Source organism: Arthrobacter sp. PvP103, assembly GCF_017833075.1.
GTDB lineage: Bacteria > Actinomycetota > Actinomycetes > Actinomycetales > Micrococcaceae > Arthrobacter.
Genome location: NZ_JAFIBQ010000001.1, coordinates 924,203 through 937,952 on the forward strand (window position 1 = coordinate 924,203; position 13,750 = coordinate 937,952).

Sequence of the window (13,750 nt, forward strand, 5' to 3'; positions counted from 1 at the left end):
TCCGTTTTCAGCATTTGTTCTATGTAAATCATGCATTGGAAGCATGCCATTCGGCGATCTACGCTGGCTTAGTGCACATGATGTCAACGCAGGACACGCCACAAACCGGACTGTGGGCGGGCCATCCGAAGGGCTCGGCCGCCTACGGAAGGCTGCTCGCGGGGCTGGCCTTCGCCGGGGTGGCGACATTCGCCCAGCTCTACTCCACCCAGGCCGTGCTGCCGATCATGGCCACGGACCTGCAGATCTCGGCGGCCGAAGCCGCGCTGACCATCTCGCTGGCGACGGTGGGGTTGGCCGTCACGGTCATCCCGTGGTCCTTCCTGGCTGACCGGATCGGCAGGGTCCGGGCCATGACCCTGGGCATCTCGGCCGCGACCGTCCTGGGCCTGGTGGTTCCCCTGGCCGCCACGTTTCCCATGCTCCTGGGGCTCCGCTTGCTCGAGGGCATGGCGCTCGGCGGGATACCGGCGATCGCCATTGCCTACCTGAATGAGGAAGTGCACAAGGCGCACGCCGCCATGGCCGCCGGAAGCTACGTCGCGGGAACCACGCTCGGCGGCCTTGCGGGACGGCTGGTTGCGGGCCCCGTCGCGGAGCTGTGGGGATGGCGGGCGGCCACATTGGCCGTCTCCGTCCTGGCCGCCGTCGCTGCCGTCCTGTTCCTGGTCCTGGTGCCCAAGGCCCGCGGCTTCACGCCCGCACCAGCCAGCGGATTCGGCGGGGCCGCAAGGATACTGGCGGGCCACCTGCGCAGTCCCCGCCTGCTGGCCCTCTATGTGCAGGCGTTCCTGCTCATGGGCGGCTTCGTGGCCGTGTACAACTACCTCGGCTTCCGGCTGTCCGGTGATCCGTTCGGGCTGCCGGCCACCGTGATCAGCCTTATCTTCGTGGCATACCTGTCCGGGACGGTGACCTCCAGGCTGGCCGGCGCCCTCACGCTTAAGTTCGGACGGCGGACCATTCTGCTGGCCGGAATCCTGCTGATGGTCATTGGCCTGGCGCTGACATTGACGCAACTGCTGATCCTGATCCTGGCCGGCCTGGTGGTCTTCACCGGAGGATTCTTTGCGGCGCACAGCATCGGGGCGGGCTGGACCGGAGGGATCGCCACCACCGGCCGGGCTCAGGCCGCCTCGCTGTACAACCTTGCCTACTACCTTGGCTCCAGTGCAATCGGGTGGGCGGGCGGCCTGGTCTTCCAGTCCTTCGGCTGGACGGCGCTCGCCCTGACGGTCATCGGGCTGGGATGCACGACGGCGGTGATCACCGCCGTCGTGCATCCTGCGTCAGGCCCCCGTCAGCAGGCCTCCGGGCAGGGGAATCCGGCCGGCTAGCGCGTTCCTTCGACTGCCTGCAGAAGGTCCGCCACAATGTCCGTGACGTCCTCCAGCCCCACGGACAATCGAAGCAGGCTCGCACGCGGCCTGGCCCCGGCGGCAACGGGCCGGTGGGTCAGTCCGGCCGGGTGCTGAATGAGGGTATCGATGCCGCCCAGGGACACGGCGTGGGTGATCATCCGGACCGCCGCCGGCACCCGTTCGGCGTGCTCGGCGCTGGCCAGTTCAAACGCCAGCAGCGAGCCGGGGCCGGACATCTGCGTCCCCACCAGACCCAGCGGGTCGCACTCCGGAAGCCCCGGGTAGTGGACGGCTTTCACGAGCCCGTGTCCGGCCAGTGCAGCAGCAACCTTGTGGGCGGTTGCCTGCTGCGCCCGGACGCGCACCGGCAAGGTGGCCAGCCCGCGGTGGAGCAGATAGGCCGGCCAGGGAGTCAGGATTCCGCCTGTCACGGCACGGACCTGGCGGAGCCTGGTGGTCCACTCCACCGGGGCCGCAACCACACCGCCCATCGCATCCCCGTGGCCGCCGAGGAATTTGGTGGCGCTGTGCAACACGAGCGTGGCCCCGTGAGCAAGGGGCTGTTGGAGCACCGGGCTTGCGAAGGTGTTGTCCACCAGGAGCGGGACGCCGTCAGCGTCACGGGCGAGCTGCGCAATGTCCACAAGCTCCAGGCTGGGGTTGGCGGGCGTCTCCACAATCACCAGTCCCGTGTCCGGACGCAGGGCATCGCGGACACCGTCCGCCGTCGTGAACGTCACTTCGGTGCCCAGGACGCCCGAGGCGAGGATGTGGTCACTCCCGCCATACAACGGGCGGACTGCCACCACGTGCTTCCTGCCGGCAGCCACAGTCGCGAGCAGGACAGCCGAAAGGGCGGCCATCCCGGTGGCGAAGGCCACCGCCTCGGGCGCACCCTCCAGGACGGCCACGCCCTCCTCGAAGCGGGCCACCGTGGGATTCCACAAACGCTGGTAGACGGTGCTCTGGCCTTCCAGGGGCATCCCGCCGGTGGCCATTTGTTCATAGGCCAGGCCGCCGTCGTGGACCGACGGAAGCGGCGCAGTGGTGGAGAGGTCAATCGGCACGGCATGCACGCCTTGTTCGGTGAGGCCGGCCCGGCCTGCATGGACAGCCAGTGAATCGGGAGAAAGCACGGGACTCCTTTGAATTATTCGCCATAGAATCCGGCAAGTCTCTGGCAATAATTCGGAGTTTCATGTGGCTTACGAATGGAACTGCCGGAAAGGGGAGTTTATGATGAACGCATAACAATTCGAGGAGGCGCTGTGAGTAGCGGTGCGAAGAATATTCGGCTGGGCACGGGAACCGAACCGCTGGACGCCATCGACGAGCGGTTGCTGGCAGCCCTCGTGGACGACGCCCGGATCTCAAACAAGCAGCTGGCCGAGCTCGTGGGTATTGCCCCGTCCACGGCCCTCATGCGCACGCGCGCACTGTCCGAACGCGGCATCATCCAGGGCTTCGAAGCGAAACTGAGCCTGTCCGCCATCGGACGGTCCGTCCAGGCACTCATCGCCGTCCGGCTCCGCGCCCACGACCGTGAACAAATCGACCGGTTCACGTCACGGGTGCCCCGGCTCCCGGCCGTACTGTCCACCTTCCACACGTCCGGGTCAGTGGACTACCTGCTGCACATTGCCGTGGCCACTACCGAGGACCTCCGCGACTGGGTCCTGGACAACCTGGCGACCGATCCCGTGGTGGGCCACACCGAAACCACATTGGTGTTCGAACACATCCCCGGCAACCACGGGCCGCTACCCGACTGACCGCGTCGAGCGGGCAGTCCGGCCGGGTTTCATGGTCCGGCGGCGGAACTCGCCGCTAGCGCCAGATGTAGAGCCCCGAGTGCGCGGCGCCCATGACGTCGCTGCGAAGGACATCCAGCTGCTCCCGGCGGAGCGTGGCAGCGCGTTCACGTTCGGCCCAGTCGGAGAGAATGACCCGCCGGCGTTCAGCCCAGCGGACCAGCGCCGTACCCAATCCTGCCGCAGCCGACTCGGCGAAGGTGGGCCTGCGGTACAGGCTGCAGGCAGCTGATCCGGTGGCGGATACTGTGCTCATGGCACTTTCCTTTCAGGACTTTCCGGTTGTGTGTTCTGAGGTTCAGGGTTCCGCGACGTGCGGGCGCGGCCTCCCGCTGATGCGGGAACGCCGAGGATGGGAAAGGCGTTCAGGTGGATCTGGACCGGGCGGGCGCCTTCCTGCTCGCCTTCATTCCTGATGTCCTCCAGCAGGCGGTGGCCGTAGGTTTCCAGGGCGGTGGTGTACCTCGCCAACTGGTCCGCCGTGAGCCGCGCATTCGCAGTGCTGATCAGGGCCGCGTGGAGCCATGCGGCATCAAGGCTGTCGCTGCCGTGTGCCATGAAGTCCGCCAGGACTGCCTGCCTGCTGTGTTCAAACTCGCGGGTGACCAGCCGGGAGGCTTCCTCCGTGGCCGGAGATGTTGCCAGTTCCGGGGAGGTGATCTGGATGGCTCCGCGCGGGCGTTCCCACCAGCGCTCCCGGGCGGTGCCCTTGCCTTCAACCTCCCGGACGAAGTCATGCTTTGCCAGCTGCCGAAGGTGATAGCTGGTGGATCCGCTGGATTCGTTAAGCAGTTCGCCCAGGCTGCAGGCCGTTTGCGCCCCGTAGCGGGAGAGCATCTCGAGGATCTGCACACGCAGCGGGTGTGCAAGCGCCTTCAGTGACGCGGTATCGACCCGGCGAACCGGAAATGGCGCATCCTGCTTAGCCTGGGAGGCCGCGGCCACTGAACCCCGAGGGGGCCGGGTTGGTGCGGTGTCCGGTGAACTATCCATGCATCAAAATTACTCTTGCAAAGAAACCTTTGCAAGAGTTTCTTTGCAATGATTTGTTTGCAATAGTTTCTTGGCATGCCGACGTCGCGTCGGGGCCGCTCAGGCCGGCTGGCGGAAGGCAGCGGCCAGCGTCACGGCGGCCAGAACAAACGCCAGGAGGGCGCAGAGCGCCACGAATCCTGCCACTGCCGCCTGCAGCCCGAACACCGCCGTCGCAATTCCCAGGCCGATCACCGGTAGTGCGCTGCCAAGGTAGGTGATCACGTAGACGGTGCTGATGATCTGCGCATGCCGCGACGCCTCGACTTTTCCGGCCACATCGTTGAACACGGTCCGGAAGGACACTCCCTGACCGACACCTGCGGCCAGGCTCGCAGCGATGAGCAGCCACGGGCTCCTCCAGGCGGCGGCAGCGGCAATCAGGAGCACCGATACAGCCAGCACGGCCAGGCCGGCAGGCACCACAAACCTCCCGCGGACGGCCAGCAACTGGCTGAGGGCCGAAGCTCCTAGCGTCAATCCGGCGAGCACTCCGATGAGGGGGCGGGAATTGGCACCGACGATCTGGGCAAAGTAGCCGGGGGCCAGGGAAAGGCAGAAGCCGAAGACGGTGAAGCTCAGGAACCCGACGGCGGACGCCAGCCAGAAGGCACCCCTGGCTTCACTCGAGATGGAGGGACGGCGGGGGGCCAGGACTTTCAGGGGCTGCGGGCCGGCGACGGAGGTGATGGCCGGACGCGCCTTGAGCAGGTAGAGGGGAACCAGCATGGCGATGAGAACCACTGAGTGAACGTAGTACGGCGTGGAGGTTGCGCCCGGCAGGAGGGAAAGGATTCCGCCGATGGCCGGACCGGCTGCGACTCCCCCGGCGGACGCCAGCAGGGTGAAGCGCGAGGCCCAGTCGGGGCGGGCGGGCAGCAGTTCGCGCAGGGCAGCGGAGCTGGCTCCGGTGGCCAGGGCCACCGCGATGCCTTGAAGGGCGCGCCCGGCGGACAGCATCGCCAGGCTGTCCGCGTTGGCAAAGATCATCCCGCCGATTAGGCCCACGACGACGGCGAGGAGCAGCGCCGCCCGGCGGCCGATGTGATCGGACCAGTGTCCGGCCAGTATGAGCGTGGACACCAGCGCCAGGACATAGGCGGAAAACGCCACAGTGATTCCGAATGGCCCGATGCCCAGGTTCGCCTGGAGCAGCGGGTACAGCGGGGTTGCCAGGTTCGCACCGACAAGGAGCGTGAAAATCACCACGCCGGCCATTACCAGCCGTGCCGTGGTGGATGCGTCCCATGCCCAGCCGCCGGCGGTAGCCGGACGCATGCGGAGTTCACTGAAGACAGTCATGTGCGTGCCTTTGCCTGCAGAGCCGGCCCGCTTCCGTTCCTTGTGGGAACGCGGCGGGCCAAGCGAAAGAATTTGGTATTAACAGAATGGGGCACTTCTGACCTCAAGGCCCAAGTTTCATGCCAAAATTGAGCAAAACAGTCAATGCTGCCTTGCAAATATGAACCGGAGTGACGATTTGAACAGCCTGGACAACACGGACCTCAAAATCCTGCTGGAACTGATCCGGGATCCACGGGTCCAGATCGGTGAACTCAGCGACGCGCTCGGCATCGCCCGCAACACCGCGCAGTCACGGATCCGCCGGATGCTCCGGTCAGGCCTGCTGCACGACGGCGGACGGGAAATTGACCTCGAGGCGGTGGGGTACGACGTCGTCGCTTTCGTGACGATCGAGGTCAGCCACCGGGAGCTTGACGGTGTGGTGGGCGCCTTGCGCCTCATCCCGCAGGTCCTGGAGGTCCACGAGATCTCCGGGCGTGGCGACGTCTGGTGCCGGGTGGTGGCAACCGATACCCACAACCTGCAGGCCGCCCTGCGATCAATCCTCAGGATCAAGGGCGTCATCCGGACGGAGACTGTCCTCGCGCTGCACACGCACATCCCCTACCGCACCGAGCCGCTCATCAGCCGGCTAGCCCAAGGCGGGGCGCCGACGGCAACACGCCAGAGACTGGGATAATGGCGCGTGACCATTATCGACAACGCCGTGTACGTGAACGGCCGCCGGACCGCCGAACCGCACAATCTTGAGCAGACCTTTGAGACCCTCGCGGACCACGGCGGCATGGCCTGGATCGGGCTGTACCGGCCAACCGAGGCTGAAATGTCGGCAGTGGCCCGGGAGTTCGGACTCCACCTCCTGGCGGTGGAGGACGCCATCTCGGCCCACCAGCGGCCCAAGCTGGAACGCTACGACGACGTCCTCTTCACCGTGCTGCGACCGGCCCGGTACTTGGACGAAACGGAAACGGTGGAGTTCGGCGAACTGCACGTCTTCACCGGCACGAACTTCGTGGTCACTGTCCGGCACGCGGAGACAGCCGGCGTGGCACAGGTACGTCAGCGGCTGGAAGGCCGCCCCGAACTCCTGCGCCACGGCCCCGAAGCCGTGCTCTATGCCCTGATGGACCAGGTGGTGGACGACTATGTGCCGGTTGTTGCCGGCCTCGAAAACGACATCGATGAAATCGAAGACCAGCTGTTCAGCGGGGATTCCGCGGTCTCGCGCCGGATTTATGAGCTGGCCCGCGAAGTGATCCAGTTCCAGCGCGCCATCCATCCGCTGCCTGGAATGATGCAGCTGCTCAAGCGCGGCTTCGACAAATACGATGTGGACACGGACCTGCAACACCACCTCCGTGACGTCGAAGACCATGTGGAGCGGCTGATCTCCCGCGCCGACTCTTTCCGCGACATCCTCCAGAATGCGCTCACCCTCGACGGCACCCTTACCGCCAACCGGCAGAACGAGGCGAGCGCCGAGCAGAACGAGCAGGTCAAGAAGATCTCCTCCTGGGCGGCCATCTTCTTCGCCCCGTCCTTCGTAGCCGGGGTCTACGGCATGAATTTCGACCACATGCCTGAACTGCACTGGGCTTTCGGCTATCCGCTGGCGATTGCCATGATGGCCGCGACGGCAGCACTGATGTACACCATCTTCAAGCGGAAGGGCTGGCTCTAGGAGCCGCCGGCATGGCTGCTTCCCTGCCCGGCGGTCCGCAGCGGCCCCTCCGGCCGGGCCGGATCATCACCCCCGGCACCGCCCGGCAGCTTGGTACGTTCGGATTGTTCGCCCCGGCCCCCGGCCAGCGACGGACCGTGGACGTGGCCGGAAGGCCGTTGGAGGTCAAAAGCGCCGAAGGAGACCTTTTGTGGGTAGGTTTCCGCGAACTCACCGGCACAGCAGCGCCCGCCCGGGACTTCGCCTCCCTGGCCGGCCGGTACAGGGAGTGGGTGGTGGACGGGCTCCCGTCCCGGTCCGGTGCCACCGGTTATCCGGAGTGGCAGCAGTTCCTGGACGTCGTGGACCTGCTGTTTGCCGCGGACGTCACCTTGTTCGTCATCGGTCCGGCACTGCCGGAGTTCGGCCGGGAGAGCCCGTTATCCCGATTGCTCCGTGTTGAATCCGACGAAGAGCTTCCGGCGGAGCACAGGTCCGGATGCTAGTCCCGCCCTGACTGGAGAATGGTTACAGTGCCGGCGGCGCCGTCGACCTCTACCCGCTGCCCGCTCGCGATCCGGCGCGTCGCCACGCCGGTGCCCAGCACCGCGGGGATGCCGTATTCCCTGGCCACAATGGAGCCGTGGCTCAGCGGGCCGCCAACATCAGTGACCACGGCCGACGCCATGGCGAACAGCGGTGTCCACGCGGGAGTGGTGATGCGGGCCACCAGCACCTCCCCCGGCTGCATCCGGTAGAAGTCCTCGGGACCGGACAGCACCCGGGCCGGCGCACTGACCCGTCCCTGGCTGGCGCCCACTCCCTTGATCGTGTTCCCCTGCTGGTCCTGGGACCCCTCCGGCATCATTCCGGCGAGCGCCCGCTGGAGCCACCGGATCTCCGGCAGCATCTGCGGGGCGGTGGCGTTGCGCTGGCCCCGCCAGCGCAACTGTCGCTCAGCGACTGCCTCCGCCAGGACCGGCCGGCCGGCACCTGTAATTGCCGCCGGACCGTTCGGGGCCGCAAGGCCGAATTCGACGGCGCTGCTGATTTCCTGGTGTCGAAGCCAGAACACATCGCTGGAGTCCGCGATGAGTCCGGCCGCGAGCAGCCGCTCGCCCAGTTCTCGCAGCATCCGCCGCATGAGGGGCCACCCGAGCCCGACGTCGGCGAGCGCGTCTTCGCGGATCGGCGCCGGGTCCTGCGCCCACCGGAGCAGACGCGTAAAGGCCGCCCTGCGGGCCGGGTGCAGCCGGGCCAGTACCTTGGCGGTGGCGTCCTCACGGCGGGCGGCAGCAAGCTCCTGCCGCCGGTGCGGGTCGTTGCCCTGCCCGCGCAGGTAGAACTTCAGCGTGTCCAGCAGCGGGGACGGGTCGTCTGCCGGCACGGGATTAATGAAGTCCAGGTTGTATACGGTGTGGCCGAAGCGGTCCAGGTGGAGCTGGAACCGGTGTTCCCACTGCTGCCACAAGCTTTGATCCATCCCGTTCGGAAGCGTCCCTGACAGCTGGGCCCGGGCCAGCGATTCTGTCGGCGTCGCCAGGATGGCCTCGGCGAGTCCCGGGATTCCGCGGGACCACCCGGCCAGGTCGAAGAGGGATTTTTCCGCCCGGATCGGTTCGCTTTCATAGCCGAGCAGGAACGTGGCAGCCGGCGGGTCGCCGTCCTGCCGGACAAACTTGTCATAGAACTTCTGGAAGGCGAGTTCGCTCGACGTCGCGACCGGAATGATCGACTGGACGGCGGTGTAGTACACCGTGCCGGCATCGAGCAGGGCAGACACCCCCTCCAGAAGCTCCTCTCCGGTCAGGTCTGTCACCGGCTTCGCCGACCAGGATTCCACCACGTACACATAGCGCGGATGCGAATAGTCCCGCCAGCCCTTGACCCCCATGTGCGCTTCGCCCCGGATGAGGGCGCGGACAGCGGCGGGCGTCTTTCCCATCAGCCGCCACAACGCAGCCGTGCGGTAGTAGTAATAGGCGTATCCGTTGATGGCAGGCAGGCCGAGATCGCCGTCCCGGAGGCTGCTTTTACCGAACGCCTGGTCCATCAGGGCGTTCAGGGACCGCGACACCGAACCGTCAATGAGGTCGGCAAACAAGGGTGAAAGCGGATCGGGAAGTTGCTCCACGATGCTGGCCCGGAAGTACATCCCCTTGGGGTACGGCACGCTCCAGTCGCGCGGGGTTTCCCCCGCGGGCTCGGGCAATGCAGTGATGGGTCGTGACTGCAGGATGAAGAATTCGCCGCCGGCCCGTGCCCACTCGATGTCCTGCGGGGAGCCAAAGTGCCGGGCGATGCGGGTTCCATAGCCGGCCAGCGTTGCCGCCGCAGCGTCGTCCAGCACGGGTTGATGCCTGCGGGATTCGGGGACGGGTTCCTCGCGCGTGCCCCGGTCAGCGTAGGCCGTCATGACCGCTTTGTCGGCTGTCCGGCGGGAAACCACCTTACCGGTGGCAGCCTCGACCACGACGTCGTCGGTGGACACAGCTCCGCTGACCACGGATTCGCCAAGCCCCCATGCGGCAGCGAGGACAATCTGGTCGCGGCGGCCGGAGGCCGGGTTGGCGGTGAACATAACTCCGGCGGCGTCCGCGGCCACCATGTGCTGGACCACCACTGCCAGCCGGACCTGGTCCGGGCGGATACCCTCCCGGGCACGGTAGGCCATCGCCCGGGAGGTCCAGAGGGAGCCCCAGCAGTTGATGACCGCATCCAGGAGGGCCTCGGCGCCACGGACGTTGAGGTAGGTGTCCTGCTGGCCCGCGAAGCTGGCCGAGGCAAGGTCTTCGGCGGTGGCGGAGGAGCGCACCGCCACAGCTGTCTCCGTGCCTGGACCAGGACCGGTGCCCGCGACTGAGCCCAGCCGGCGGTATGCATCCCGAGTTTCGGCGGCTACCGCCTCCGGCATTGTGCCAGCAACAAAGAGTGCGCGGATCTGCCCGGAAGCTTCCTCGTAGTCGCGGGACGTGGCGGCCGCCGGCAAGGCGGCGTACTCCTGGATGCGCCCGGCCAGCTGGTTGTCCCGGACGAACAGCTCGTAGGCACCGGTGTTGATCAGGAATCCGGGGGGTACCGGCGCGCCCGCCCGAACGAGTTCGCCCAGCCCGGCACCCTTGCCGCCCGCCGTCGCGACGTCCTCCCGGCCGACCTCGCTGAAATCATTGATGTAAACCATGACCGCGGTGCCTCCTATCCGGCCGGGCCTTCCCGGCAGCCCCTGATTCACAACATACTGGCACGCGCGCCGGCATCAGGCCACGCCGGGTTTTTCCAGTGCCGGACCTGTCCTAAGACCCTTCCGCCACCACGCCCGGGTCCCTAGTGTGGGTCCCATGGCTGACGCATTTTCCTCCCTCGTGGAGACGTTCAGGAACGTGGGTGTGGCGCGGGCTTACGGCGCCCCGGTGCAGATCGGGGGCGAGGAATTGATTCCCGTGGCGCTGGTCTCCTTCGGCTTCGGCGGCGGGGGTGACTCCGGTCCGGAGGGCGCAAACGCGTCCGCGGAAGGCGGCGGGGGCGGGGGCTTCGTGCTTCCGCTCGGCGCCTACCTGACGAACGGGCAGGGCCGGGTGGTGTTCCGCGCCAATACGCTGGCGGTTCTGGCGGGGCTGGTCCCGGTGGTGTGCGCCGTGGGAATGTCCGTTCGCGGCGTGCTCAAGGCGGTCACCGCAAGCCGGCGGTAGCCCTGATCCACTCCAGTTCGTAGGGAACGGAAGCCGACAGGTTCAGGTAGGTGGGGGCCGGCGGCAGCTCTATCGCATTCGTCACCCCGATCAGCTTCTGGTCGCCGTGGTCTGACCAGATGACGGGGCCGCCGCTGTCGCCGCGGTTCGCTGACGTGTGCGGCGAATACGTGCAGAACTGCCAGGGTCCGGCGATATCCGGGCACGCCTCAGCAGGGACTGCTGTGAGGGTGGTTTCAACCAGCCGGGGCGCGGGATCGCACTGTACCGCGAGGTTGAACGGGTCGCCTGTACAGCCATAACCGGCCACGGTGACCTCTGCCCCGACGGGAGCCGGCTTGGACGCCAACTCGATGGTGGGCTCGGACACGGCCGACTCGAGGAAGAGCAAGGCTATATCGTCCTTGATCCTGGCGGGGTCGTAGTGCGGCATGGGAACGGCTGTCGCCACCCCGACGGTGTACTCGGAGCGTTTCTGGCCATAGTGGAATGTCACGGCGATGGCGGACGGGCTGCGTCCGTTGTTGCGGATGCAGTGCGCCGCCGTGACCACAGTGTCTTCCGCGATCAAAGATCCGGTGCAGGAAGCAACTCCTTCCGGGTAGGCCAGTTCCAGCCTGACGGCCCACGCGTACTCGTCGGAGTCCGCCCTGCCCCCGTTATAGACGGCCAGGGCCGGAGCGGCTGAGGATGCCGCAAGGACTGCCGCGAAGAGCGCCGACAGCAGCGGCGACATTAATCGCCGGCGCCGGCGCCCGAAGCGTGAGGAGATTCCTTCTCCGGTGCGGGCCGTGGTCTGCGGGGGGATTCTTTTGCGCATGAGGGTGCTCCTCATCATTGCCTGAAGATATATCGCGGATGTGGTGGAGGAACCATGACGTGCCAGGTTCCCGGGGATCACACATCTGCCCCCCAGTCGCAGCACCATAACTCTGCTCCTCCGCGCGTGCGGCCGTCAAGGCATGTTGCATGCAGGCGGGCAGGTCCCGGGCAGCGGCAGGGCGCCGGCGGTCAGCGGCCAGGCGCCGGCGGTCAGGCGGCGCGTACCTCGACCTCACCGGGCAGGGCCGCATCGGCACCGAAGACCAGGTATCGGTTAGCGATCTTCTCACTGAAGAACCTGTCGTGGCTGACCACTACCACGGCCCCAGGGAAGTGCATAAGCGCCCGTTCCATGACCTGCGTGCTGGACAAGTCAAGGTGGTTGGTGGGCTCGTCCAGCAACAGGACCGACGCGCCGGACAGCAGGCACTGTGCCATGGCCACGCGCGCTTTTTGGCCGCCGGAGAGGTTTCCGATTTTCTGTTTGAGGTCCGCTTCGGAGAACTGGAACATCGCCAGGAACCTGTTGACTGACTTCCGGGTGGCGCTAAAGGCCAGGCTGTCCGGCAGCGCGTTGACTGCATGCGAAACGGTGTCGGCGTCGTCGAGCTCCTCAAGCATCCGGTTGTACGACACGAAGCCGGGCCCCTTGGCCCAGGAGACGACGCCGGCGTCTGCTTCCTCTTCCCCGGTCAACACCTTCAAAAGTGTGGACTTGCCGCTGCCGTTGGCTCCCAGGACCACGATCCGGTTGCCGCGCCTGATCTCGAAGCCAAGTCCGGTGAAGAGCGCCTTGTCCCCGTACGACTTGCCCAGTCCCTCGACGCGGCAGAGGACGTCCTTGACGTGCAGGCCGCCGTAGATCTCGGTGACGATCTGGTCCACCGGACGGGGTGTGCGGGACTTCTTGATTTTGGCCAGCTGGTTTCCCAGACCGCGGCTTGCGGCCTTGGCGGCTTCACGGCGGTCGGCGATCCCTTCAGCCTCAAACGCCAGCAGTTCGGATTCGTGCACAAACTGCTGCTCGAGGGACTTGAGGCGGAACTGCTTTTGCACGATGTATTCGCCGAAGTTTCCGGGGTACTCGTGCAGGTGGAAGTTCTCCACTTCAATGATCCGGGTGACGACGGCGTCGAGGAACTTCCGGTCGTGCGAGACGATGATCGCGGCGCCCTTGAAGTCACGGAACCAGCTCTCGAGCCATTCAACGCCGGCAACGTCCAGGAAGTTGGTGGGCTCGTCCAGGAGCAACACGTCCGGGTCTTCCAGGAGGATCTTTGCCAGCGCGGCCCGGTTGCGCCAGCCGCCGGACAGTTCGTCAATGGCGCACACGCGGTGGGCGTCGCTGAAACCCAGCGTCGTCAGGACCTTGTCGATCCGCCGGGGGTAGTCCCAGCCGTCGAGGCGGTCCATCTCCTCGAACAGTTCGGCCTGGCGGGCGATCAACCGGTCAAGTTCTGCACCCGCAGGGCCCCCGGCAATGGCTGTGTCTATGGACGCCAGTTCTGCTTCGACGGCCTTGATCCCGGAAAACAGCCCGTCGAGGACGTCCGTAATGGTTGATGCCCCGTTGAGTTCGGAGAACTGGGAAAAGTAGCCGATCCGTGTTCCCGGATCCACTGTGACCGTTCCGGAGTCCGGGGTAATCCGGTCAAGGATCAACTGGAGCATGGTGGTTTTGCCGGAGCCGTTCTTCCCGATGAGCCCCACCCTGTCGCCCGGTTCGAGGCGGAAGAACGCCTCCCGCAGAATCTGGGTGTTGTCGAATCGCACGCTGACGTCTTGCAGCCGGACAAGGCTCATTGCTGCTGTCCTCTCGAGGGGTGGTTCGTGGCCGTTTACCGGACCGGCAACGAAAAAGCTCCCCCACCCGATGCTGGCACCGGATGAGGGAGCTTGTTCTTGTGGAGCTAAGGGGATTCGAACCCCTGACCTCTTCGATGCGAACGAAGCGCTCTACCAACTGAGCTATAGCCCCCGACCATTCATAGGCTAACCGCATCGGCCCGTGTTTCAAAAACCGGGGGCGCCACGCACTGCCACCGCTAAGTCGGACACCGCATCCGGTAC

General features: G+C 66.2%; 13 protein-coding genes and 1 tRNA gene. 6 read left to right on the forward strand and 8 right to left on the reverse strand.

The window, feature by feature from the left end; all coding sequences use genetic code 11:
- The first annotated feature begins 77 nt into the window (after window positions 1-77).
- Entirely contained in the window at window positions 78-1,337 is a 1,260-nt protein-coding gene (locus JOE41_RS04240) for an MFS transporter (protein WP_209751050.1), read from the forward strand.
- Here the strand turns inward: JOE41_RS04240 and JOE41_RS04245 are convergent.
- Entirely contained in the window at window positions 1,334-2,497 is a 1,164-nt protein-coding gene (locus tag JOE41_RS04245; RefSeq protein ID WP_198011513.1) for a PLP-dependent aspartate aminotransferase family protein, read from the reverse strand. The genes JOE41_RS04240 and JOE41_RS04245 overlap by 4 nt on opposite strands.
- A 132-nt stretch (window positions 2,498-2,629) precedes the next feature.
- On the opposite strand from JOE41_RS04245, the gene JOE41_RS04250 reads away from it, so the two are divergent.
- Window positions 2,630-3,133, forward strand: coding sequence for an Lrp/AsnC family transcriptional regulator (locus JOE41_RS04250; RefSeq protein ID WP_011692689.1), 504 nt, complete (start codon window positions 2,630-2,632; stop codon window positions 3,131-3,133).
- 55 nt (window positions 3,134-3,188) lie between these two features.
- Here JOE41_RS04250 and JOE41_RS04255 read toward each other — a convergent pair whose 3' ends face one another.
- The 3 genes from JOE41_RS04255 to JOE41_RS04265 form a co-directional block, all read right to left on the reverse strand.
- Window positions 3,189-3,428, reverse strand: coding sequence for a hypothetical protein (locus JOE41_RS04255; protein WP_011692690.1), 240 nt, complete (start codon window positions 3,426-3,428; stop codon window positions 3,189-3,191).
- Window positions 3,425-4,165, reverse strand: coding sequence for a transcriptional regulator (locus tag JOE41_RS04260; protein ID WP_245200622.1), 741 nt, complete (start codon window positions 4,163-4,165; stop codon window positions 3,425-3,427). The genes JOE41_RS04255 and JOE41_RS04260 overlap by 4 nt, the downstream gene beginning before the upstream one ends.
- A gap of 99 nt (window positions 4,166-4,264) precedes the next feature.
- Entirely contained in the window at window positions 4,265-5,506 is a 1,242-nt protein-coding gene (locus JOE41_RS04265) for an MFS transporter (protein WP_209751052.1), read from the reverse strand.
- A 178-nt stretch (window positions 5,507-5,684) separates the two neighbouring features.
- Here JOE41_RS04265 and JOE41_RS04270 point away from each other — a divergent pair, with 178 nt between their 5' ends.
- From JOE41_RS04270 to zapE, 3 genes are read left to right on the forward strand one after another with little or no spacing between them, the layout of a single operon-like run.
- Window positions 5,685-6,188 (forward strand): Lrp/AsnC family transcriptional regulator, encoded by a 504-nt coding sequence (locus tag JOE41_RS04270; RefSeq protein WP_374068680.1) that lies wholly within the window; start codon window positions 5,685-5,687, stop codon window positions 6,186-6,188.
- A gap of 6 nt (window positions 6,189-6,194) precedes the next feature.
- On the forward strand, window positions 6,195-7,190 hold the full coding sequence (gene corA, locus JOE41_RS04275) for a magnesium/cobalt transporter CorA (protein ID WP_011692694.1): 996 nt from the start codon (window positions 6,195-6,197) through the stop codon (window positions 7,188-7,190).
- 11 nt (window positions 7,191-7,201) lie between these two features.
- A complete protein-coding gene (gene zapE / locus JOE41_RS04280) occupies window positions 7,202-7,675 on the forward strand; it encodes an AFG1/ZapE family ATPase (protein WP_209751056.1) in 474 nt (157 codons plus the stop codon).
- Here the strand turns inward: zapE and JOE41_RS04285 are convergent.
- Window positions 7,672-10,350 (reverse strand): PEP/pyruvate-binding domain-containing protein, encoded by a 2,679-nt coding sequence (locus JOE41_RS04285; RefSeq protein WP_209751058.1) that lies wholly within the window; start codon window positions 10,348-10,350, stop codon window positions 7,672-7,674. The genes zapE and JOE41_RS04285 overlap by 4 nt on opposite strands.
- A gap of 157 nt (window positions 10,351-10,507) precedes the next feature.
- On the opposite strand from JOE41_RS04285, the gene JOE41_RS04290 reads away from it, so the two are divergent.
- Window positions 10,508-10,858, forward strand: a complete 351-nt coding sequence (locus tag JOE41_RS04290; protein ID WP_209751060.1) for a spore germination protein GerW family protein — start codon at window positions 10,508-10,510, stop codon at window positions 10,856-10,858.
- On the opposite strand, the gene JOE41_RS04295 is transcribed toward JOE41_RS04290, so the two are convergent.
- From JOE41_RS04295 to JOE41_RS04305, 3 genes are all read right to left on the reverse strand, one after another.
- On the reverse strand, window positions 10,839-11,678 hold the full coding sequence (locus tag JOE41_RS04295) for a trypsin-like serine protease (RefSeq protein WP_209751062.1): 840 nt from the start codon (window positions 11,676-11,678) through the stop codon (window positions 10,839-10,841). The two genes, JOE41_RS04290 and JOE41_RS04295, sit on opposite strands and share 20 nt — an antisense overlap.
- A gap of 212 nt (window positions 11,679-11,890) precedes the next feature.
- Window positions 11,891-13,483 (reverse strand): ABC-F family ATP-binding cassette domain-containing protein, encoded by a 1,593-nt coding sequence (locus JOE41_RS04300; protein WP_209751065.1) that lies wholly within the window; start codon window positions 13,481-13,483, stop codon window positions 11,891-11,893.
- 102 nt (window positions 13,484-13,585) lie between these two features.
- Window positions 13,586-13,658: transfer RNA gene (locus tag JOE41_RS04305), tRNA-Ala, on the reverse strand.
- Window positions 13,659-13,750 lie beyond the last annotated feature (92 nt).

What these genes read in the sequence shown, in the direction of transcription:
- zapE (WP_209751056.1), top strand. Translation starts at nt 7,202, where the DNA reads ATGGCTGCTTCCCTGCCCGGCGGTCCGCAGCGGCCCCTCCGGCCGGGC.
- JOE41_RS04255 (WP_011692690.1), bottom strand. Translation starts at nt 3,428, where the DNA reads ATGAGCACAGTATCCGCCACCGGATCAGCTGCCTGCAGCCTGTACCGC.
- JOE41_RS04295 (WP_209751062.1), bottom strand. Translation starts at nt 11,678, where the DNA reads ATGCGCAAAAGAATCCCCCCGCAGACCACGGCCCGCACCGGAGAAGGA.
- JOE41_RS04265 (WP_209751052.1), bottom strand. Translation starts at nt 5,506, where the DNA reads ATGACTGTCTTCAGTGAACTCCGCATGCGTCCGGCTACCGCCGGCGGC.
- JOE41_RS04285 (WP_209751058.1), bottom strand. Translation starts at nt 10,350, where the DNA reads ATGGTTTACATCAATGATTTCAGCGAGGTCGGCCGGGAGGACGTCGCG.
- JOE41_RS04240 (WP_209751050.1), top strand. Translation starts at nt 78, where the DNA reads ATGATGTCAACGCAGGACACGCCACAAACCGGACTGTGGGCGGGCCAT.
- JOE41_RS04300 (WP_209751065.1), bottom strand. Translation starts at nt 13,483, where the DNA reads ATGAGCCTTGTCCGGCTGCAAGACGTCAGCGTGCGATTCGACAACACC.
- JOE41_RS04260 (WP_245200622.1), bottom strand. Translation starts at nt 4,165, where the DNA reads ATGGATAGTTCACCGGACACCGCACCAACCCGGCCCCCTCGGGGTTCA.
- JOE41_RS04290 (WP_209751060.1), top strand. Translation starts at nt 10,508, where the DNA reads ATGGCTGACGCATTTTCCTCCCTCGTGGAGACGTTCAGGAACGTGGGT.